This is a genomic window from Parabacteroides goldsteinii DSM 19448 = WAL 12034, from assembly GCF_000969835.1.
Lineage (GTDB): Bacteria > Bacteroidota > Bacteroidia > Bacteroidales > Tannerellaceae > Parabacteroides > Parabacteroides goldsteinii.
The window spans coordinates 3,373,333-3,395,621 of the sequence record NZ_KQ033912.1 but is presented as its reverse complement, the minus strand read 5'-3'; the positions used below and the strand labels follow the sequence as shown (position 1 = coordinate 3,395,621).

General features: G+C 44.4%; 16 protein-coding genes. 7 read left to right on the top strand and 9 right to left on the bottom strand.

What is annotated here, in order from left to right:
• Nucleotides 1–52 precede the first annotated feature (52 nt).
• The 3 genes from HMPREF1535_RS12415 to miaB form a co-directional block, all read right to left on the bottom strand.
• A complete protein-coding gene (locus HMPREF1535_RS12415) occupies nt 53–1,567 on the bottom strand; it encodes a RagB/SusD family nutrient uptake outer membrane protein (protein ID WP_046146289.1) in 1,515 nt (504 codons plus the stop codon).
• A 23-nt stretch (nt 1,568–1,590) separates the two neighbouring features.
• On the bottom strand, nt 1,591–4,548 hold the full coding sequence (locus tag HMPREF1535_RS12410) for a SusC/RagA family TonB-linked outer membrane protein (RefSeq protein ID WP_173012309.1): 2,958 nt from the start codon (nt 4,546–4,548) through the stop codon (nt 1,591–1,593).
• Nucleotides 4,549–5,219: 671 nt separating this feature from the next.
• Complete coding sequence (gene miaB / locus HMPREF1535_RS12405) at nt 5,220–6,590, bottom strand: tRNA (N6-isopentenyl adenosine(37)-C2)-methylthiotransferase MiaB (RefSeq protein ID WP_046146288.1); 1,371 nt, start codon at nt 6,588–6,590, stop codon at nt 5,220–5,222.
• A gap of 251 nt (nt 6,591–6,841) precedes the next feature.
• On the opposite strand from miaB, the gene HMPREF1535_RS12400 reads away from it, so the two are divergent.
• Both HMPREF1535_RS12400 and HMPREF1535_RS12395 read left to right on the top strand, forming a co-directional pair.
• Nucleotides 6,842–7,267, top strand: a complete 426-nt coding sequence (locus tag HMPREF1535_RS12400) for a hypothetical protein (RefSeq protein WP_010800594.1) — start codon at nt 6,842–6,844, stop codon at nt 7,265–7,267.
• A gap of 79 nt (nt 7,268–7,346) precedes the next feature.
• Nucleotides 7,347–8,843, top strand: a complete 1,497-nt coding sequence (locus HMPREF1535_RS12395; RefSeq protein WP_009859642.1) for a butyryl-CoA:acetate CoA transferase — start codon at nt 7,347–7,349, stop codon at nt 8,841–8,843.
• Between the two features lie 124 nt (nt 8,844–8,967).
• On the opposite strand, the gene HMPREF1535_RS12390 is transcribed toward HMPREF1535_RS12395, so the two are convergent.
• The 5 genes from HMPREF1535_RS12390 to HMPREF1535_RS12370 all read right to left on the bottom strand — a co-directional run bounded on the left by HMPREF1535_RS12390 (nt 8,968) and on the right by HMPREF1535_RS12370 (nt 14,507).
• Complete coding sequence (locus HMPREF1535_RS12390; protein ID WP_046146287.1) at nt 8,968–10,095, bottom strand: AAA family ATPase; 1,128 nt, start codon at nt 10,093–10,095, stop codon at nt 8,968–8,970.
• A 176-nt stretch (nt 10,096–10,271) separates the two neighbouring features.
• Nucleotides 10,272–11,063 (bottom strand): gluconate 5-dehydrogenase, encoded by a 792-nt coding sequence (locus HMPREF1535_RS12385; protein ID WP_046146286.1) that lies wholly within the window; start codon nt 11,061–11,063, stop codon nt 10,272–10,274.
• Nucleotides 11,064–11,187: 124 nt separating this feature from the next.
• The gene (kduI, locus tag HMPREF1535_RS12380) at nt 11,188–12,030 is read right to left on the bottom strand and encodes a 5-dehydro-4-deoxy-D-glucuronate isomerase (RefSeq protein ID WP_046146285.1); all 843 of its coding nucleotides are present in this window, start codon (nt 12,028–12,030) and stop codon (nt 11,188–11,190) included.
• A 46-nt stretch (nt 12,031–12,076) separates the two neighbouring features.
• A complete protein-coding gene (locus tag HMPREF1535_RS12375; protein ID WP_010800597.1) occupies nt 12,077–13,297 on the bottom strand; it encodes a DUF2264 domain-containing protein in 1,221 nt (406 codons plus the stop codon).
• Nucleotides 13,298–13,304: 7 nt separating this feature from the next.
• Entirely contained in the window at nt 13,305–14,507 is a 1,203-nt protein-coding gene (locus HMPREF1535_RS12370) for a glycoside hydrolase family 88 protein (RefSeq protein ID WP_046146284.1), read from the bottom strand.
• Nucleotides 14,508–14,834: 327 nt separating this feature from the next.
• On the opposite strand from HMPREF1535_RS12370, the gene pstC reads away from it, so the two are divergent.
• From pstC to HMPREF1535_RS12345, 5 genes are all read left to right on the top strand, one after another.
• Entirely contained in the window at nt 14,835–16,022 is a 1,188-nt protein-coding gene (gene pstC, locus HMPREF1535_RS12365; RefSeq protein WP_010800599.1) for a phosphate ABC transporter permease subunit PstC, read from the top strand.
• A gap of 7 nt (nt 16,023–16,029) precedes the next feature.
• Nucleotides 16,030–16,917: a phosphate ABC transporter permease PstA gene (gene pstA / locus HMPREF1535_RS12360; protein ID WP_009859649.1), complete on the top strand. Its 888-nt coding sequence runs from the start codon at nt 16,030–16,032 to the stop codon at nt 16,915–16,917.
• Nucleotides 16,918–16,955: 38 nt separating this feature from the next.
• On the top strand, nt 16,956–17,708 hold the full coding sequence (pstB, locus tag HMPREF1535_RS12355) for a phosphate ABC transporter ATP-binding protein PstB (protein WP_046146283.1): 753 nt from the start codon (nt 16,956–16,958) through the stop codon (nt 17,706–17,708).
• Between the two features lie 35 nt (nt 17,709–17,743).
• The gene (gene phoU, locus HMPREF1535_RS12350; protein WP_010800601.1) at nt 17,744–18,418 is read left to right on the top strand and encodes a phosphate signaling complex protein PhoU; all 675 of its coding nucleotides are present in this window, start codon (nt 17,744–17,746) and stop codon (nt 18,416–18,418) included.
• 397 nt (nt 18,419–18,815) lie between these two features.
• Entirely contained in the window at nt 18,816–19,913 is a 1,098-nt protein-coding gene (locus HMPREF1535_RS12345) for a porin (RefSeq protein ID WP_046146282.1), read from the top strand.
• On the opposite strand, the gene HMPREF1535_RS12340 is transcribed toward HMPREF1535_RS12345, so the two are convergent.
• Nucleotides 19,910–22,285 carry a glycoside hydrolase family 95 protein gene (locus tag HMPREF1535_RS12340; RefSeq protein ID WP_392391964.1) on the bottom strand — a complete coding sequence of 792 codons (2,376 nt, stop codon included), beginning with the start codon at nt 22,283–22,285 and terminating at the stop codon, nt 19,910–19,912. The two genes, HMPREF1535_RS12345 and HMPREF1535_RS12340, sit on opposite strands and share 4 nt — an antisense overlap.
• Nucleotides 22,286–22,289: the final 4 nt, after the last annotated feature.

Below are 22,289 nucleotides of genomic sequence, written 5' to 3'. Positions count from 1 at the left end.
AGGTTTGGAATTATATTAAAATTTCATTTCGTGTAAAATATTGCCAGGGTTATCAATACCCAGCATTCTGCTGCCCTTTGATCTGCGGATTCGCATCGATCTCATCTTTAGGGATCGGCCATACCCACATATGATCGTCGGCAGACTTTACCATATCCGTACCTAAAGCAGGCAGGTAAGAAATATCCTGAGCTTCGCTTGAAGAACGATTCAGCCCTTTCTTCCAACGTTTCAGGTCAAAGAAATAAGGCTGTTCACCGAATAATTCGCGTACATACTCATCCTGAATTTCTTTTATCAAAGCATCCCCTTTATAAGATTTATCGCTCCATCCTTTCACACGGGCAGTCTTCAGTTTATTCAACATCGCGGAAGCGTTCGTTTCATCTCCCGACATCGCATAAGCCTCAGCCGCAATCAGATACATTTCAGAAATACGGAAAGCCTTGGTCTTATTTATGTTATTGCTCTTTCCTTCATATAATTCAGGGTTACCCGGCCATTTCTTACAATAAGTAATCATAAAATCCGGAACAGTCTGGGCATCGATTGAATCATACGTAAAATAAGCGTTATAACGAATATCATTGTCTTTATCATACAAATTCAATACTGTGTTAGTCGGCAAATAAGAAGGGCGGGGTAATTTATCGATAATACCGCTGAATGCGCTACCCAGGGCGTTCGGTCCTGTTTCCTTGGCTTTCACCATGGCAAACTGCCAGATGGCTTCCGTTCCGTTGTCATGCAACCACATATCGGCATAAGCATCTCCATCCGTCATCAATGGATAGGTTCCACTGTTTATCAGCGCGGTAGCTGTAGATATAGCAGTTTGGTAGTCTTCTTTTTCCAAAGCAATTCTGGCTTTCAATGCTTTTACCACATCAGCCGTGATATAAGCGGAGTTTATCTCTCCTGCTGTCGTTACATATTCTTCTGCTTTTGCCAAATCGCTGTCGATCTGTTTATAAGTCTCCTCCAACGTGCTACGCCCCGGATATGTTCCGGCAATAGATGGTGTCGAATTATATTCTTCAACAAGAGGAATACCATATTCGTTAGCAGCGGTGGACGGATCATAATTCTTACAGAAATGGAGAGCCAACTCAAAATAAGCATATGCTCTTGTAAAATAAGCATGCCCCATATAAAGCCGGATTTCTTTCTGATCGTCATCCGATAACGAATTATCAACTAATAAAGCTTCTGCCCCCTTCAACAGGACGTTAGCGTTTGCTATAAAATTATAATTATCGCTCCAGCAACCGGAAAAAGCTCCGTCTGTAATGGTATAGTCCCAGCGGTAAAAAGCACCATACGTATTTCCGTAATCAGCCGTAGCCGTTATCAGTCCGGACTGTACCAACGCATCCATAGTATAGCTATTTTGCACATAGCCACGCCATTCCGCATGAAACAAATTACTATATTTTCCACAGTCCTGGACAGACTGAACAGACTGATTGGTAGGTATGCTTGTTTCCGAAGCCAAATCCATATCGCAAGCTGTAAAAGCAGCAAAACAACAGGTAGCAACTGACAATATAATAGATTTTTTCTTCATGATTTTCTTCTTTTTACAAATTATTAGAACGTAAATTCAGCACCAAATGAGAACTGGCGGGTATTCGGATATTTACCCAACTGCAAGTTAGAATCCACTTCCGGGTCTGCTCCCTGATATTTTGTAACAGTCAATAAGTTACGACCTACAGCAAATACCCTGACACCACGGATAAAACCTGTTTTTCTCAACAAATTATCCGGCAAGTTATAACCGATCGTTAAATTCTTCAAACGCATAAACGACGCATTCTCAATCAGATGAGTATCAAATTGAATGGCAGAATTCGCAGCCGGAATATCCGTTATCTGCCCTGGTGTTGTCCACATATTTTCCATTACGACAGCCTGGTTTAACTGTCCGACGAAATTCGGATTTTCAACGAAGTACCGGTTATTGTCGATCATATATTTACCCAGCATGAAAGAAAAGTCCGCATTCAGCGTGAAGCCCTTCCAGGAAAACTGAGTATTGAAACCACCTACCCAAGGAGCAAACTGATTTTTACCGGTAAACACGGCATTATCCTCGGAGTAGGTTTTTGTTTCATTCCCGTCTTTGTCCAGCCATATTTGCTGTCCGTCCTGCGGATCAACGCCTTTCCATCTCACATAATAGAAATCGCCATACGTTTTGCCCACTTCATATTTAACACCGGTATTGGCTACAACATATTCATCACGTCCGCCAAACAATTCTGTAATCTGGTTCTTGTTATAGTTTATATTGGCCGAAACACTCCAGAAGAGATCCTTATTGGAGATTATATCATAAGATGCGGTAAGTTCGATACCACGGTTGAACATACTGCCAATATTTCCCCATCCTGAGCCATGTCCGGTTGTATAAGAGAACGGGATCGTCATCAACATATCCGTCGTCACCTTATTATAGAAGTCAAAGTCGACGCTCAGGCGATTAAAGAAACGCGAATTGAAACCGATATTCAGTGTTTTTTGTTTTTCCCAGGTCAGATCGTCATTTTGCACGGAAGAAACTCCGAAACTCTGGTTTCCGTTGTAAAGACCTGTACCGATCAATCCTAAAGACGGGTAATACGGGTCACCATCAAATGCAGAGTTACCGGTTGTACCATAACTGGCTTTCACTCGCAATTCGTCCAGCCATTCTACATCCGCCAGGAACTGTTCTTCCTTCATATTCCACATAGCCCCTACAGAAAAGAAGGAAGCCCAACGTTTGTTTACTCCAAATAAAGAAGAACCATCCGTACGGTAAGAGGCATCCAGATAATATTTTTCATTGAAATTATATTCTGCGCGTGCAAAGAAAGAGTTCATCGTTTTCTTTTTCAGACTGGCACTCGGCGCTTTGTAAGTGGTACCATGACTTACCATCGACAAACGAGAATCCGTTATACCGTCTACACTGGTTCCGAAAGAACTGCCATCGTATATGATCGATTCCTGTCCGACCAAAGCTGTAATATTATGCAACTTATTGATATCGAACTTATATTCAGCCGTATTAGTCAACGTAAAAGAAGAATACCGCTGGAAAGTTTCGGCAGCGCTACCCGAATAATTATTATATCTGGCCGGCAAACTTTTATAGCGATACCTGTAATCAAACGCATCCATAGCTTGAGCGGCACGAATTGTCAAGCCCTTAACCGGAGTCAGTTCTTCGAACATATTTCCATAAAGACGAATTTTATTCTTTTCGGTCGGTTGATTTTCCAATAAATAATAGGGATTCCAAAGTCCCAGCACATCCAGTAAATCTTTTCGTTTACCATAAGAAATGCTGCCGTCGGCATTTTCAATAATTTCATAAGGAGTTTCATAAGGGACAGCCCAACGGCTCAAAGTACCCACATTATACCAGCTATTACCGGTACTGGCAAATCCGTTTGTTTCAAAATCTTCATAAGACAAACCTAAATTCAGCCCTACCCGCAGCCAGCTGAACACTTTTGAGTCGATATTACTACGCAAAGTTTCACGACGCATACCGGAAGCCGGTTCCACACCATCTGCATCATAATGACTGGCCGAAATAAAATAATTTGTATTATTTGCTACCCCTGTGATACTTGCATCCAATTGCCATGTCGGGGCATTATCATTCAGGAAATAATCAGCCCAATCGGTAGAAATCCCCATATTCATGTATTTTTCAACCGTAGAAAGATTTGCTCCGGGTTTAATTGTTTTCCATAAATTATAATACTGTGTCGTATTCATCATTTCCGTAGTAGGCAATGCCGGCTGTGAAAAGCCATACTGTCCTTTAACACTAACGGTAGGTTTTGAACCTTTACCACGCTTTGTTGTAATTATCACGACACCGTTTGCCGCACGTGACCCGTAAATGGATGTTGACGATGCATCCTTCAAAACAGTGACATTTTCGATATCACTCGGGTTCAAAGCAGTAAAAACACCGCTGGAAATCGGGGAACCGTCCAAAACGAATAAAGGCTCCGTAGAAGAATTGATAGAACCGACACCACGCAAACGCATTGAAACATTTTCGCTCGGTTCGCCGGAAGAGGTATATACCTGTAAACCGGCAACCTGTCCTTGCAAAGCGTCAGCAAAGTTCGCACTCGGACGGTTAGAAATCTTTTCTGATTTAACAGCTGCAACAGAGCCGACCATTGAACCTAATTTCTTTGCCGAACCATAGGTTCCTGTAACCAGCACTTCATCCAGCATCTCTGAAGAGTTTTTCATCCGGATTGTCAGATTCGGAGCGATTTTAACGGTCATCGTTTCCATTCCGACGAACGAGATTTCCAGAACCTTAGCCGAATTCGGGACATTACTCAAATTGAAAAAACCATCAGCATCAGTTACAGTACCGATAGTTGTCCCTTTCACCATCACAGTCGCTCCAATAATCGCTTCTCCATCCTCGTCGGAAAGAACTTTACCGGTTACCTTAGACGACTGAGCCATCACCAAACCTACACCCATTATACAACAGGTAAGCAATAACATCATTCTTCTTCTCATAATTTTACATTTAGATTGTAGTATTAAGTCTATAATACTAAGTTCTCGTAGGACTTATGTAAATTGTCAGGGAGATTTAATGTGTCAATTGTATATAATGCGTTATGAAATAGGATTTTATGGTTTTTGATTTAAGATAAAGGAAATAATCTCTAATCAATCAATTTAGCATATTTTATTCAATAAGTTTTAATTATAATAGATAGGACTAGGATGATGAATATGCAGAAACTTGAACTAGAACTATATATCAAACAAACAGCGAATCAACAAAGTCGTTTAAAGTAAGGCTCACACAATAATATAGTTTATAAAAAAGAATATATGTTATACGACAGTTTTACTATATTTTTCCTATATTATTTAATTCATATAAATAAATATATGTATAAATTTGCATTCACTAAGAACGTAGTCCTACGAGAACTATGTTAATTTTTTCTTCTACCTTTGAATATCATTCAGACTAGACAGATTGTCTCTTTTAAGAATTCAAGACTTATTCTACCCTGTAAATCAGAGTAATAACATACAAATAGAGATCTAAACATTTTTTCACTTCCAGATGAGTTTCCATGAACATGTCGCCTGAATATATACAAAAAAGGTACTGCTTTTATCAGAATCTGACATAAAGCAGTACCTTTTTATCTACTCACTATATAATTCAATCAGTCTATCGTTTCACCAAATAACGTTGCTGAAGACGCACGATTGATCCGTACTTTCACAAACTGACCGACTTTATAATTCTTCTTATCAAAAATAACCACCTTGTTCTGGCTGGTACGGCCAAATAACTGTTCACGCGAACGCTTGGAAAATCCTTCGATCAGCACTTCAAACTCTTTACCGATATCACGCAGGTTGCTTTCCTCGGATAACTGATTCTGCAAATCGATCATCCCCTGTAAACGGCGTACTTTCTCTTCTTCCGAAACGGTATCCGGGAGATGTTTGGCGGCATAGGTTCCGGGACGTTCCGAATATTTGAACAGGAAAGCGGCATCATACCTCACTTCACGCATCAGCGAAAGTGTTTCCTGATAGTCTTCTTCCGTCTCCGAATGGAAACCACAGAACAGATCGGTAGCAATAGATGCTTCCGGCACGATGCGACGGATAGCAGCAATACGGTCCAGATACCATTCACGGGTATATTTACGGTTCATCACTTTCAGAATCTTCGAACTGCCGGATTGGGCAGGAAGATGGATATACTTACATATATTATTATGGGCGGCAATCACACGAAGCGTATCGTCGCTCATATCTTTCGGATGGGAGGTCACAAAACGGATACGCATATTCGGAGCTTCCAGCGCAACCCGCTCTAGTAACATCGGGAATGTTACAGTTTCACCATCTTTTTCAAAAGCATATGAGTTGACATTCTGCCCCAGCAGGGTGGCTTCTTTAAAACCTTTATCGCGCATATCCCGGATCTCATTCAGGATACTTTCCACATCCCGGCTACGTTCCCGGCCACGGGTATAGGGCACGATGCAATAGGTACAGAAATTATTACATCCGCGCATGATCGACACAAAACCAGAGATATGCACGCCACCCAGCTTCAGCGGCATCACATCTTTGTAGGTCTCCTGTGTGGATAGTTCCACATTGATCGCCTTTTCCCCATGCTCGACAGCCCCGACCAGATTCGGCAGATCCATATAAGAATCCGGCCCGACCACGAGGTCTGCATGATGCACATTGATCAACTCTTCTTTCACCCGTTCGGCCATACATCCCAGTACGCCGACGATCAGCGATTTCTTTTTGCGTTTCAGCGACTGGAAATACTGTAATCGCCCGTAAACCTTCTGTTCCGCATTATCACGCACAGAACAGGTATTTACGAAGACAGCATCAGCATCTTCAATCTTGTCAGTCAGGGTGTATCCGTCCATTTTCATAATGGAGGCGACCACCTCACTGTCCGCTACATTCATCTGGCACCCGTAGGTCTCGATGAACAACTTTTTTTCCTCATTTGCGGCTGTAGATTTTAAGTCTACGCCATTTTCCTGATTCGTCATTTCGTTCTCGTTAATAAAATTTAAAATCTTGTATTCTATAAAAATAAACCTCCAAAGGTTTGCACAGTTCAATTCCGAGCACTATATTTGCATACGAAAAACGTAAATTTTTTCATAGTTAAGGTTTTGGTTAAATCGAATAAGGGTGGCTGTGAAGTTACCCTTATTTACTTTTATACCCTTTATAATTCTTACCTCTTTCACTATTCAATAATTCTTCGTACATTTGGAGTGCAAAAATAATCAAAGTTATGGATAACGTAGGCGATTGGATCTATATTGTTTTTCTGATAGTTGCAGCAATAAGCGGTTTATTCAGTTCAAAAAACAAAAAAAAGCGCCCGACACAAGTCCTCGGACAGCCCGGTCACGACTCATACCCGGAGGAAAATACCTCTTCGGGAAAAGGTTTTTGGGAAATTCTGGAGGAGGCAACTACCCCTCAAAAGCCGGAAGCACCAACTGCACCGATCCATAAAAAGAAAAAAAAGACACCTGCCTCAAAACCATTTTTATCCACCGAGCAGGAAATCCAAAAGTCAAAAGTCAGTTCATCCCAACCTATGAACTTCCCCGCCGAAGAGGAACATTCCATGCTGGAAGATATAGAGTTCAATAACGCCGAAGAGTTAAGAAAAGCTGTTATTTATTCAGAAATACTCAACCGCAAGTACTGATCTACATTCTTTTTTAATACCTTTGCAGCCGTTTAGCTGACTAACAAGTATTTATCTAATATAAAAACAGTATAATATCATGGCTTTAAAATTCATTACAGCTGAAGAAGCTGCTTCGTTCGTACATCACGACGATAACGTAGGATTCAGTGGTTTTACCCCTGCCGGATGTCCGAAAGTTGTTCCGGGAGCCATTGCTAAAAAAGCAATGGAGGAACATGAAAAAGGCAATCCTTTCCAGATCGGTATGTTTACCGGTGCTTCTACCGGAGACAAGCTGGACGGTGAACTGGCTCGTGCCAATGCAATCAAATTCCGTACTCCATACCAGTCAAATAAGGATCTGCGCGCTTTACTGAATTCTCACGGGGCACAATATTTCGATATGCACCTGTCTGAACTTGCACAAGACCTGCGTTACGGCTTCCTGGGAAAAATCGACGTTGCCATCGTTGAAGCTGCTGATGTAACCGAAGACGGTGAAATCGTTCCGACGAGCGGTGTCGGTATCCTTCCGACTATCTGCCGGATGGCTGACCGCATCATCATTGAATTGAACAGCCGCCACCCGAAAGAAATACGCGGTATGCATGATATTTATGAACCGGCTGATCCTCCTTACCGTCGTGAAATTCCTGTTTATACTCCTTCCGACCGTATCGGTACTCCTTATGTGAAGGTTGATCCGGCTAAGATCGTCGGTATCGTTAAGACAGAAGAGCCGAACGAAGGTGGTAAATTCTCTCCGCTGGACGATGTCACAATGGCAATCGGTAAAAATGTTGCCGACTTCCTGGTAAGTGAAATCGAAGCCGGCCGTCTGCCGAAAGAATTCGTTCCGTTACAGAGTGGTGTAGGTAATGTTGCCAACGCTGTTTTGGGCTGTATGGGAGCCAACAAGAATATTCCTGCGTTCAATGTATATACTGAAGTTATCCAGGATGCGGTAATCAGTCTGATGAAAGAAGGCCGCGTTAAATTTGCCAGCGGTTGCTCATTATCTGTAAGTAATGAAGTAATTCGCGAAATCTATGCAAATCTTGATTTCTTCAAGGACAAGATCCTTCTTCGTCCGCAGGAAATTTCCAACAATCCGGAAGTAGCCCGCCGCTTAGGCCTGATCGCTATCAACACAGCATTGGAAGCTGACATCTTCGGAAATATCAATTCTACTCATGTATCAGGAACAAGAATGATGAACGGTATTGGTGGTTCGGGCGACTTTACCCGTTCAGCGATGTTGTCTATCTTCACTACTCCTTCTACAGCGAAAGAGGGAAAGATCAGCGCTTTCGTTCCGATGGTATCTCACCTGGATCACAGCGAACACTCAGTGAAGATCATCATCACCGAATACGGTGTAGCCGACCTGCGCGGTAAATCTCCGATCGAACGTGCCAACTGTATCATCGACAATTGCGTTCACCCGGATTACAAACCTCTGTTAAGAGAATATCTGGCAATGGGCGTAAAAGGCCATACCCCGCAAAACCTGAAATGTTGCTTCGCATTCCACGAAGAACTGGCTGCTAGCGGCGATATGCACAATGTAGACTGGAGCAAGTATAATAAGTAATTGCGACTTTTTATATCATATGAAGTCCCGAAGTGTTTTGGCACTTCGGGACTTTTTTGTTCAAATCGATGAGAGACTCAAATCTCGTTTTAAACGAGTTTTTAAGGATTGTAACTGCAATATATTACATACGTCTCAGCCACAAAGAGAAGAAACGGTCATAAACCATATAAAAAGCCCCTTCTTTGGTTACAAAATCCTTTTCCAACAGGCCTTTTAAAGCAGATTGAACCGAACTGCTCGATGGTAAACTGTATTTATGGATAAATTTCCCGGAAGTCAATGCGGTCGCTTTTCCCTCCTTACAGATTGCAATCAGTAATTCTTTTTGCTTTTCCGGTAACTGATAGAGCAATTCCGAATAGGTAAACGAATAAGAATCCAGGATAAAATGTATGGCTTGCTCAATCATCTCTTTATTACAAACCTCACCGGGGGGAGTTACAGCAAAAAGGATATTCAATATTTTCTGAAGATACCAGGTAATTCCTTCAAAACGATCATACAAAGAAGCTACAACCTCCTCATCTATATCCTTTTGAGCCATTCTGAAATGATGCCGGGCAAATTCGATATATTTTTGCCTATCAATAGCTGCCAAATGAAGAATCGACACACTCTGATAAAAAGGACGGGGCGGGCTGATAAACATCTCTCCCATCAGATGACGCTGAGAACCGGCAAACACAAAGCGGGCATTAGGACAATGCTGAATATAGGTACGGAGCAATGCTTCCGTATTTTTTTCCGGATATTGAGCGACTTGCTGAAACTCATCAATTGCAACAATACAAGGTTTGTCTGATAAGGAAAGATAATGAAATATCTCATCCAGCGTCGTCTCCGGCGATTTGACATCTCCCAACTCTATATTCCATTGAGGCATACCGGACATATCAAAGGTGAATCCAGCCTTCAACGATGTCAGACTATTAATGAACAATTCCCACGTCTTCCGTCCCTTAGGCTTTAAAGCAGTAAGAATAGCTTTTCCCAATTGAAAAACAAACTCGCGAAGCGTCTTCGTTGCATAGATGTCGATAAGAAAAGTATAATAATGATCTTTCACCTCTGCCAATTGAAAACAATGCTGAATCAATCCGGTCTTTCCCATACGGCGGGTAGAAATGACAGCCACATTATTCTCATTCAACAGCCAGCGAAGCAACTCTTCCGTTTCCTTTTCACGGTCACAGAAATATTCGGGGGCAATATAGCCGCTTGTTACAAATGGATTATTTATCAGAAGCATACAACAACCTTTTTATGCAAAGATAATTATTATCTTACAATAATCATACTTACGTAATCAGTAATTCTTTTTACTCCATCCGGGTGAAAATAAAATTCCTTCCGAAAGAAAACCGAATTTCTCTCGGAAGGAATCTTTTATATCAGTAAGACAAACGAGTCTTTATCCGGTATTTATCAGGGTTGTTTTCCGATATAAGCCAGGATACCGCCGTCTACATATAATACATGTCCGTTTACGAAATCGGAAGCATCGGAAGCCAGGAACACAGCCGGTCCCATTAAATCTTCCGGAGTTCCCCAACGGGCTGCCGGAGTCTTCGCGATAATGAAAGAATCGAACGGATGACGTGAGCCGTCCGGCTGAGTTTCACGAAGCGGGGCCGTTTGCGGGGTTGCGATATAACCCGGGCCGATACCGTTACACTGGATGTTATATTGACCGTATTCGGATGCGATATTACGTGTCAGCATCTTCAAGCCGCCTTTTGCAGCCGCATAAGCAGAAACTGTTTCACGTCCCAGTTCGCTCATCATCGAACAGATATTGATGATTTTTCCGTGACCTTTCTTTATCATAGAAGGGATAACGGCTTTAGAAACGATAAACGGAGCGTTCAGGTCCACATCGATTACCTGACGGAATTCGGCAGCACTCATTTCGTGCATCGGAATACGTTTGATGATACCGGCATTGTTTACCAGGATGTCGATAACGCCTACTTCTTTCTCGATCTGGGCAACCATTGCATTTACCTGCTCTTCGCTAGTCACGTCGCAAACATACCCTTTTGCTTCGATTCCTTCCGCCTTATAAGCAGCTATACCTTTATCCACCAGTTCCTGTTTGATATCGTTGAAAACGATCTTTGCACCAGCCTGAGCAAAAGCACTAGCCAACGCAAAACCAATTCCGTAAGAAGCACCTGTTACAAGGGCTACTTTACCTTCTAATGAAAAATTTACCATAATAATTAATGTGTTAATGTGCCAATATGCCAATGTGCCAATAAACGCACAAGCAGTTAACACTGATTTTTTTATTTATAGCAACGGGGAATTGGCACATTGGCACATTTTCCCCATTGGCATATTATTTTAAGTCCGTAATTTTAGAGAAATCCTGATCGCCATAGTCCAGATTTTCGCCGCCCATACCCCAGATAAAAGTATAGTTGTGCGTAGCTGCTGCACTGTGGATAGACCATTCGGGAGACAAAACAGCCTGGTCGCCCTTCATCCAGATATGGCGGGTTTCATCCACCTCACCCATAAAATGGCAAATGGCCTGGTCTTCCGGAATATCGAAATAGAAATATGCTTCCATACGACGGCTGTGAACATGAGCCGGCATCGTATTCCACACGCTACCCGGTTTCAGTTCGGTCATACCCATCTGCAACTGGCAGGTAGGCAATACCTGATTCACGATCATCTTATTGATGTTACGGTCGTTCGACATTTCCAGTGAACCCATAGCTGCAACAACGGCATCCGCTTTCGTCACTTTCTTATCCGGATAATTACGATGAGCCGTAGTCGAGTTGAAATAGAACTTAGCCGGATTCTTTGCATCCTTGCTTTCAAAAGTCACTTCACGATCTCCCGAACCCAGGTAAAGAGCTTCCTTAAAATCGAGCTCGAAAGTGGCATCGCCGGCTTTTACAATACCGGGACCACCCACGTTGAAAATACCCATTTCACGGCGTGTCAGGAAATAAGGAGCTTTCAACGGATCAATCGCTTCCAGTTGCAACACTTCGCCGGCAGGCATGGCGCCGCCAACAATCATACGGTCGTACATGGAATAAACCATGTTCACTTCATTCGGCGCGAAAACAGTTTCGATCAGGAAATCCCGACGAATACGTTTCGTATCATATTGCCTGGCATCTTCCGGATGCGCAGCATAACGCAATTCATAATTTGTTTTCATATTCTTATCTGTATTTAATTCTCAATTTTCAATTCTTCATTTTCAATTACTTAAGCGCATGATCTGCCTTTACATCGCTTTCGCCCTTCCAGGCACGCAAATTCGTCCATTCGGTGTAAGGGGCCGACCAATATTCGTCGGTAGCCGGCAATCCTAAAGACAGCAAACCTACGGCACACAGATAAACACTCCCTGTGTTAATATAAGACTCTGACATATCGATTTGTTCACCGGTGAAACCAACACGCAGCCAACCGTTTGCATCAAAGTTCTTCGGCGATTTCATCTGGTTACGGATAACAGCCGTCATAGCACAGCGTACCTGGGCCGGTTTCACCCTTTCCGGAAGCACGTGCATCAAACTGGCTTGTGCCAATGCATGAAACGCGCCAAAACGATACACGATAGAACGGCCTACTACCGGGAAGGTTCCTTCCGGCGAGATAAAACGTTCCAACTGTTCGGCATAACGGGTTAAACGCGGCAATTGCACATCGAGAAAATCCGCCCCTTCCAGGTTATGCTTTTTCATCGTCAGCAAAACATCTGTCAGCATCGGATGGATAACAAAACTGTTATAATAATCCATGTGGAAAGCAGGACCGTCACCATACAGCGCATCTCCTTTATACCATTCGTCACGGAACTTCTTGACACCATACGTCAGGCGGTCCATATCGCATTCGCCGGTAAATTCCAGCAAAGCGGCCTCGACCATAGAAGCAAACAACAGCCAGTTGTTTTCCCAAGGCTTGATGGCACGACTACGTTTAAATTCCGTAATCATCCACTCCTTAGCCTGCGGGTCCAGGTTATCCCACAGCTGGGTTCTGGCACGCAACAATCCCTGAGCCAGGAAAGCGGCATCCACCAACGGCTGATACGGTTTTCCAAAGACCAGATAATCGGGAGAATCCGGGTTTACGGCATTCTTCAGGCCTTTCACTGTCAGTTTGATATATTTATCACGCAGTTGTCCTTCGGGCGTATTGTCCGGTCCCAGTTCCAACCAGGGGGCAATACCGCATACCAGACGGCCTACCGCTTCCAGATGCGAGAAGTCACTTCTGTCTTTCGATAAAGACTCGTAAGGCATATTCTTTTTCAACGTATTGTTGCTCAGGTTTGTCAATACCGGGTCAGCGATACGTGTCAATGTTTCTACCCAGAAGGCACGGTCCTGGGTACCGTTTTGCTGCGCTTTTCCTGCGAAAGAGATGCAGAGGCAGCAAACCAAAATAGCGGTTGTTTTCAGAAGATTTGTCATAATAGCATTATTTTTCAGTCAGTTTCTTTAAACGCATCAATGCTTCCACATAATAATAGTCAGCATAACTCAACGGAACATCCACTTCGCTGTTTCCGGGGAAATGGCCGGTGGAATGCATCAAAGCAAAATTACAGTTCGTTCCTTTCGCAGCCAGATATTCGGGGGTTGTCAGAGAACGAACCTGCTGTTCTGCAAAATCGAGGTAGCTTTTTGCATCTTCGCTCTTATCCAGTTGGCTCAGTTCAATCAGTGCAGAAGCCATAATAGCCGCGGCAGATGCATCTCTCGGCACATTCGGGATACCCGGAGCATCAAAATCCCAATACGGAACCTTGTCTGCCGGCATATTCGAATTGTTCATGATAAATGCCGCAATATGTTTAGCCTGATTCAGATATTCAGGTTTGCCGGTTTCGCGATACATCATGGTGAAGCCATACAACGCCCAGGCCTGTCCACGGGCCCATGCTGATTCGTCGGCAGCTCCCTGGTGGGTTTGTTTCTTATGAGGAACACCGGTTATCGTATCGTATGAAATCACATGATAACAGCTATAATCGTCACGGAAATGATTATTCATTGTTTTGTCGGCATGAGAAACAGCCATTTTATAAAAACGGTCGTCGCCGGATGCTTTGGAAGCCCAACTGAAAAACTCCAGATTCATCATATTATCAATAATAACCGGGAACTGCCAGATTTTTTTATTGAAGTCCCAGGAACGGATAGCTCCCACCCGCTCGTCAAAACGGGTCGCCAGCGAATTGGCACCGGTCAGCATCACCTCTTTATATTCCGGTTTGCCAGTCAGGCGATAACCGTTTCCATAACTGCAATATAGCATGAAACCGACATCGTGGCTGTAAGTGATATTCTTCACTTCTTCCACACGGTCTGTAAACATTTCGGCATATTTCTTTAATTCCGGAGTCGGATTGTTTTCGTACAGATACCATAATTCGCCGGGGAAGAAACCGCTGCACCACCAACTATAGTCGCTTGTTTCCAGTTTTCCGTCCTTTCCGATTGCTTTGGGAAGACGGCCTTCCTGGCTTTCCAGGTCTTTAGCCATCAAAAGGGCCTGTTCGGTCGATGCTTTCAAACCACGGTCAATCACATCAGCAAGGGGTTCTTGTTTGGGTTGCGAATCACACGAAGACAATAGCACTGTGAACGCAAACACACCATACGAAAGAAATTTGTTCATGATAAAAATAGGTTATTAAGTTTTTAAGTTTGTGGCAAATATACATGTTTATATTCTAAAAAACGACAACATCCATCGAAAAAGCATCTACTTACCGAACTGTTCCCTCTCTACTTACTAACCGGATGCCTTCTTTACTTACTAAGTAAGCCTTCGTCTACTCGATAAGTAGAGTACCCCACTGCTTAGTAAGTAGCCGAATGTCTACTTATTAAGCAGGTCTTGTAATACTTTCGAAACATCAATGTAATATTTACTTCAAAGCGTCTTAACCCGTTCTTAATACATGTTACCTTACTTTGCACTCAGAACAAAGAGGTTAATGACGTGAGAAAGTTTTTTGAAAAAATTGTAGAAGGAGGATTATTAATCAGCGGAGGTGTAACCAGTTTCACGATTCTGCTGATTGTCTTTTTTCTTTTTAAAGAAGCATCCGGCCTTTTCAACAGTCCGGTAGTCGAAGAGGGATACGTGCTTGCCGTGAATAAGAGCAACGATGTGAGTCATCTGTCACCGGAAACAATCATGGATATTTTCGATGCCAAAATAACCAACTGGAAAGAGGTTAACGGCAAGGATGAAGAAATCCTGGTCTTTCGTTTTTCCGACCTGACGCAATATTACAGTGAAGAAGAATTGGGAGATGAGTTTCAGTATGTTCCCGACAAAATCAGCGAACTCGTCAGCAAAGAGCCGGGAATCATCGCATTCTTTCCTCAGCAATATCTGGCGAAAAACTTCAGGGGAACCGTCCTTCCCGAAGAGAAAATATCGCTTTCCGACTTCTTCGCCGGCACCAAATGGTACCCGACCTCTGCGCCTGCCCCTATCTTCGGGTTGATCCCCCTGTTGCTCGGAACATTACTGGTCAGTATCGGCGCCATTGTTCTTTCGCTCCCTTTCGGTATTGCCGTTGCCATCTACCTGGCAGAAATCGCAAATAAACGGACCCGGGAGATACTGAAGCCGGTTATTGAATTGCTGGCAGGGATTCCTTCGGTCGTATACGGTTTCTTCGGATTGGTCGTAATCGTTCCGCTCATACAGAAAGGGCTGAACCTTCCGGTTGGAGAAACAGCCTTTGCCGGCAGTGTCGTTCTGGCCATCATGGCGTTGCCGACCATTATTACGGTTGCCGAAGATGCCATGCGCACCACGCCGCGTGCCATGAAAGAAGCGAGTCTGGCCCTGGGAGCAACCCAATGGCAAACAATCTATAAGGTAATCATCCCCTATTCCATATCCGGTATCACATCGGCAATTGTCCTGGGTATCGGGCGGGCAATCGGAGAAACAATGGCCGTCCTGATGGTAACAGGAAATGCGGCCGTTATCCCGACCTCCTTCTTTGAACCCGTACGGACCATTCCGGCAACCATCGCGGCAGAACTGGGAGAAGCACCCGCCGGAGGAGCTCATTACCAGGCATTGTTCCTGTTAGGGGCAGTATTATTTATCATTACACTACTGTTAAGCATTACGGTAGAATACATTTCATCCAAAAGAAAAATGTGATTAAGCTATGGCACCTGTTCAAAAGTTAGGCAATGTTGACACAAAGAAACGGACTTCACAGAAAGTTGCGTTCGGTATATTCACACTTCTCAGTTATCTGGTTGTTGTTATTCTTTTCCTTATTCTCGGTTTTATCATTATCCAGGGAGGAAAAGTAATTAGCTGGGATTTCCTGACGGAAGCGCCGGCCGACGGGATGACTGCCGGAGGTATTTTCCCGGCGATTGTCGGAACACTTTATCTGGTATTAGGTAGTAGCCTGATTAGTTTCCCGATCGGAATCATGAGCGGTATCTATATGAATGAATATGCGACAAACGGAAAAATAATCCGTTTCATCCGGATTATGACCAATAACCTGAGCGGTGTACCGTCGGTTGTATTCGGACTATTCGGAATGTCCCTGTTCGTCGTTACCCTGGGGTGGGGAGACTCCATCATCGCCGGTTCGTTTACCCTGGCACTGATGTCTTTACCACTGATTATCCGTACAACGGAAGAAGCCCTCAAAAGCATCGACGATTCTTTCCGCCACGGCAGTCTGGCACTGGGAGCTACCAAGTTGCAGACCATTCGCAGGGTTGTATTACCGATGGCTTTTCCGAATATCATTACCGGATTAATCCTGTCTATCGGACGTGTATCCGGCGAGACGGCTCCTATCCTGTTTACCGTTGCCGCTTACTTCCTGCCCCAGCTGCCGGGAAGCATCTTCGACCAGTGTATGGCCCTGCCCTATCATCTGTATGTTATTTCCACCAGCGGAACAGACATCGAAGCCTCGCGTGGAATGGCCTACGGAACGGCTCTGGTACTGATTGCAATCGTATTAATCGTAAACTTACTGGCCAATGCGCTGAGAGGCTATTTCGCCAGAAAAGTAAAAATGAACTAATCGCATACACCCAATACAAAGAATAAAACAACAATATTATGATAAAGATTGATGCTCAGAATGTAGATTTCTATTATGGCGATTTTCATGCCTTAAAGAATATATCTATGCAAATTGAAGCAAACACGTCGGTCGCCTTTATCGGACCGTCCGGTTGTGGTAAATCCACCTTCCTGCGCTTATTCAACCGGATGAACGACCTGATACCCGACACGCACATGGACGGAAAAATCGGGATCGACGGAAGAGATATTTACGGTAAAGGAGAAAAGGTCGACCTGCTCCGGAAAAATGTAGGCATGGTATTCCAGAAACCGAATCCTTTCCCGAAAACAATCTTTGAAAACGTTGCCTACGGGCTCCGGGTAAACGGGATAAAGGACAATGCTTATATCGAAGAGACTGTTGTCAAAACCCTCAAACAGGTTGTTCTTTGGGATGAAGTAAAGGATAAACTGAAAGAATCGGCTTTCGCCCTGTCCGGCGGCCAGCAACAACGTCTGTGTATCGCCCGTGCATTAGCCATATCGCCTTCCATTCTTTTAATGGACGAACCGACTTCAGCACTGGACCCTATATCGACCGGTAAGATAGAAGACCTGATACATGAACTAAAAAGCGAATATACTATCGTAATCGTTACCCACAATATGCAACAGGCTGCCCGTGTCAGCGACAAGACCGGGTACTTTTATCTGGGGGAACTGATAGAGTTCGATAATACACGTAAGATATTTACCAATCCGGAAGAGGAATCGACTCAGAATTATATTACGGGACGGTTCGGGTAATTGAAAATTAAGAATTAAAAATTGAACGATTATATATGAAAGTCATAGATCAGGAGATTGCCTCCTTAAAAAACAGCATCAGCGAGATGTGGGCATTGGTCCACCAACAGTTATATAATGCCGGCGAAGCCATGCTAACCGGAGACAAGGAACTGGCCTACAAAGTAATCAGCCGCGAACGCCGAGTAAATGCGTTCGAACTGAAGATAGACAGCGACTGCGAAGATATCATTGCCCTATATGCTCCCGTTGCCGTCGACCTGCGCTTCGTTCTTGCCATGTACAAAATCAACACGAACCTGGAACGCTTGGGAGACTTTGCCGAAAGTATCGCCCGTTTTGCCGGAAACCTGCCGGAAGGTGTTCCCGTCGACCCACAACTGATAAAGGATACCCGGGTGGAAGAAATGTTGCAGGAATTGCTGAGTATGCTTACACTCAGCCAGGAAGCATTCGAAAAAGAAAGTTCTGAAATTGCATCACGCATCTTCCTGAAAGACAACCTGATCGACGAGATCAACCATAACTCGACCAGGATCATTGCCGATTACATAGAAAAGCATCCGGGAAGTGCCCTGGTCGGCCTTTACATGGCCGGAGTCATCCGCAAAATGGAACGCTTCGGCGACCACTGTACCAACATCGCCGAAGAACTGATATTCTATCTGGATGCCAAGGTAATGAAGCATATCGGAAAGACAGAAAATTAAATACAGAAAAACAGACAAGTATTGCATATCACTACTGTCTTCTTTTCATATCACAGTTGGATTCCGTTTGTTTCACATATGGATTTCTTTTGTATCACAGCTGTGATATGAATAGAAGATCAAGGGAAAATCACTCTACCCCGGAACAAAGTCATTGTATGTCCCAGGCAGCCGGCTAGACCCCAAGGGTAATTTTACTTTCCGGCCTTGTTCTTTTGAATAAATGCAGTAGGAATCATTCCGAACTCATTCTTGAAGATACGGGTGAAGTATGACTGGCTCTCGATAATCCCGATCAGGCGACTGATAAAAGACAAATGAGCAAAAACTCTCTTATTGCCATATTACCCGTTTATATATATCTTTGCACCCCAAATCAACAAACAGAAAAAGATTCATGAAACGACTGACTGTATTTTGCCTGTCGGCCTTGCTGACGGGAACTACTTTTACCGCTACTTCGCAGAAGACGTTAATTCCTAACAATACGGAAGTATTCAAACTGTCGCTCGAAACTCATGGTTCTTATAACGAAGCGCTTTCCGGGGAAACCGAACGCGACCGTTTTCTGTTGAATGATTTCAAGGTGGAAGCGACCGGCACCGTCCTCCCCTGGCTTTCCTATGCCTACCGCCAGGTGCTCTGTTACCGGAATGAATGGGTGCGTGCCAACGGATTCGGTTCTTATATCGAGAATGCGTGGGTGAACTTCCAACTCTCCGAAAAATTCTCCGTCACTGCCGGAAAGCAGGATGCTGCCTGGGGTGGTTTCGAATACGACGAATATCCTTATCGGATTTACGATTACAGTGATATGAATGACTGGATGGAATGCTATTTTACAGGAGTCGCCGTCAGCTATGAACCTACCGGAACACAGGAGATCTGTGTACAAGTGACGAACGGCAACGATAACCGCAGCAAATCTCCTTCTTTCTATAACCTGGGATGGAACAGCAGCTATCTGGATGAGATGTTATCTCTTCGTTATTCCGTTACGGCCGGACAACAGGCCAAAGGGAACTGGATGTGGATGGTATGGGGCGGACAGCAGGTGGAAGCCGGAAAATTCCTGGGATATTTCGATGTGATGTACACCCGGGGCAAGATGGACCCGATGGGATTGCTGGCCGAGCAGTTCGAACCCGAAGACGAAGAGAACGAGGCTTCAATAGGAAATACGAGTTATCTATCGCTGGTCGCCCGTTTAAATTATCAGATCCATCCGAAGTGGAACCTGTTTGTAAAAGGGATGTACGAAACTGCATCCGTATACAAGGCTAACGGTCCTTACGAGTCGGGTAAATACCGTACCGCCTGGGGATATCAGGGAGGAGTCGAGTTCTACCCGATGGGAGACGACAACCTGCATCTTTTCATGACAGGTACCGGACGGGCTTACAACCTGACAGAAAAAGCAAAGGCGTTCGATGTCTTTGCAGAGAACACCGGACGCCTTTCCGTAGGGTTTGTTTATAAGATTCCTTTATTTTAAAACTGTAGCAACAACGAATCTCCTGCCTCCATCTCTACTGTCAACATACCGTCGATAACCGGTAAGGAGGCTGGTTTCTGATTCATTTTAATACTCATATTAGAAGATTCGGCAGGCAGTTTGATGCGGAATGTTCCCGGAACAACGGCTTTAAGTCCGGCTTCCGTCATTTTTCCTTCTGCCCATTTAGCTGACACTTCGCCACCACCCTGAACTTTGAGTCCTTTGAAACTACCGGTCTTCCAGGCTGTAGGCAAAGCCGGAAGCAACTCGATATTTCCGGTCTGGCTCTGTACAAGCATTTCGGCAATACCGGCACAACCTCCATAATTGCCATCGATCTGGAACGGCGGATGCGCACAGAACAGATTCGGATAAGAACCGCCTCCATTCACCATATTCGTCGTTTTTTCCACACAGGGACGCAGCAGGTCGACCAACAGTTTATAAGCATGGTCGCCATCATGCAAACGTGCCCAGAAATTGATCTTCCAGGCCATCGACCAACCGGTACTCTTATCACCGCGTGCTTCGAGTGTCTTACGGGCAGCTTCCGCCAGTTCGGGGGTATGCTCCATAGAGATTTCATTTCCCGGATAAAGTCCATACAGGTGGGAAACATGACGATGATGCGGTTCGACTTCTTCATAGGGTTCAAGCCATTCCAGGATACGGCCATCCTTACCGATCGTAGTCGGCATCAGACGGGAACGCTTATCCGCCAGTTCCTGACAAAAAGCAGAATCAATTCCGAGGATATTGGCTGCCGCAATCGTATTGGTAAACAGCTCACGGACAATCTGATTATCCATAGTCGAACCGGCACAGATACTCACAACACGTCCGTTTATACGATAACCATTTTCAGGCGAAGTGGTAGGAGCCGTTACCAAATAATTATTTCGCGGGTCACGAACCAACATATCCGTAAAAAATAAAGCAGCACCTTTCATCACCGGATAGACCTCTTTTAGATATTCTTTATCCAGTGTATATTGATAGTGGGTAAACAGATGCTCACATAACCAGGCGGCAGACGTATTGGTCGCTCCCCAGGAAGGATGTTCGCCTGGAGCGGTAAATTCCCATACATTACCCAGGATATGTGTCACCCAGCCACGTGCATTATAAAAGACTTTGGCTGTACGTTCTCCACTTTCTACCTGCTGTTTCGTCCACTCGATCATCGGGAGATGCAATTCGGAAAGGTTCGTTACTTCTGCGGGCCAGTGATTCATCTGGAAATTGATATTCAGATGATAATCGCCATTCCAGGGAGTATTGATCGTATTACACCATAATCCTTGAAGATTAGGAGGCAATGAACCGGTACGGGTTGACGAAATCAACAGATAACGCCCGAACTGGAAATAAAGGGCCCCCAGCGACGGATCGTTCTGATCCTCCTGGAAAGCATGCAAACGTTCATTGATCGGCATCTCATCCCTTGCGGAACGGCCCAGGTCCAGATCGACCCGGTCGAACAGGGAACGATAGGCATTGACATGCTCCTTTCTCAAAGTGGAATAATCTTTTCTTTCCGACTCGGCCAGCAAAGAGAACAGTTGGTCTTCAAATCCTTCGTTCTTATAATTAGTCGCCATGCTCACCAGCAGGATGGCTTCGGAGGCATTCTGAACGGTCAATGAACTGTCACCGGGAATCAGGGAACCGCCTTTAGGCAGGAGAACCCGTACACGGGCGCCATATTTAATACCTTTCATTTCCAGCGTATCCACGCCGTCCGGCAATTGTCCTTTCATCAGCAAGTCTTTTCCGTCGACCGACAAGGCATAATGTTCGGGACGGTTCATCCCCACCGTAAAGTTAAGCGCCTTATCGGCATCTGCCATCAAATGAACCACACCCAGATCACCGGAGAAAGAGGTAAACGACTCACGGCTGTAATTCACTTTTCCCTTGCGGAAAGAAGTAGAGGCTATCGCATCGTTCAGATTCAACTCACGACGGTAAGCGGCTACGGAATCGGAACCGTCTACATATACATAATCCAGCACCAGATTTCCCAGCAACTGGTAACTACCATAGGGAACATTGGCACCCTGTCCTTGACCGCTACCAGCCCCTTTACAAACAAAGGTGCGATACATCAGGTCCTGTGCTTCGTCGTTTTTCCCTTCAAAAAGCAGACGGCGTATATTTGCCAACGACCAGACGGCCTGCGGGTTATCCGTATCCTGTTTGCTTCCGGACCACATGGAAATTTCATTCAACAGGATGTTTTCCTTATTGATTCCACCGTCGGGCATCATTCCCAGACGACCGTTTCCCAATGGCAGAGTTTCCTCCCAGATGCGGGCAGGTTCATCAAAGTGATAAGCGATCTTATTGGCTGTTTTTACTTCTGCCATATCA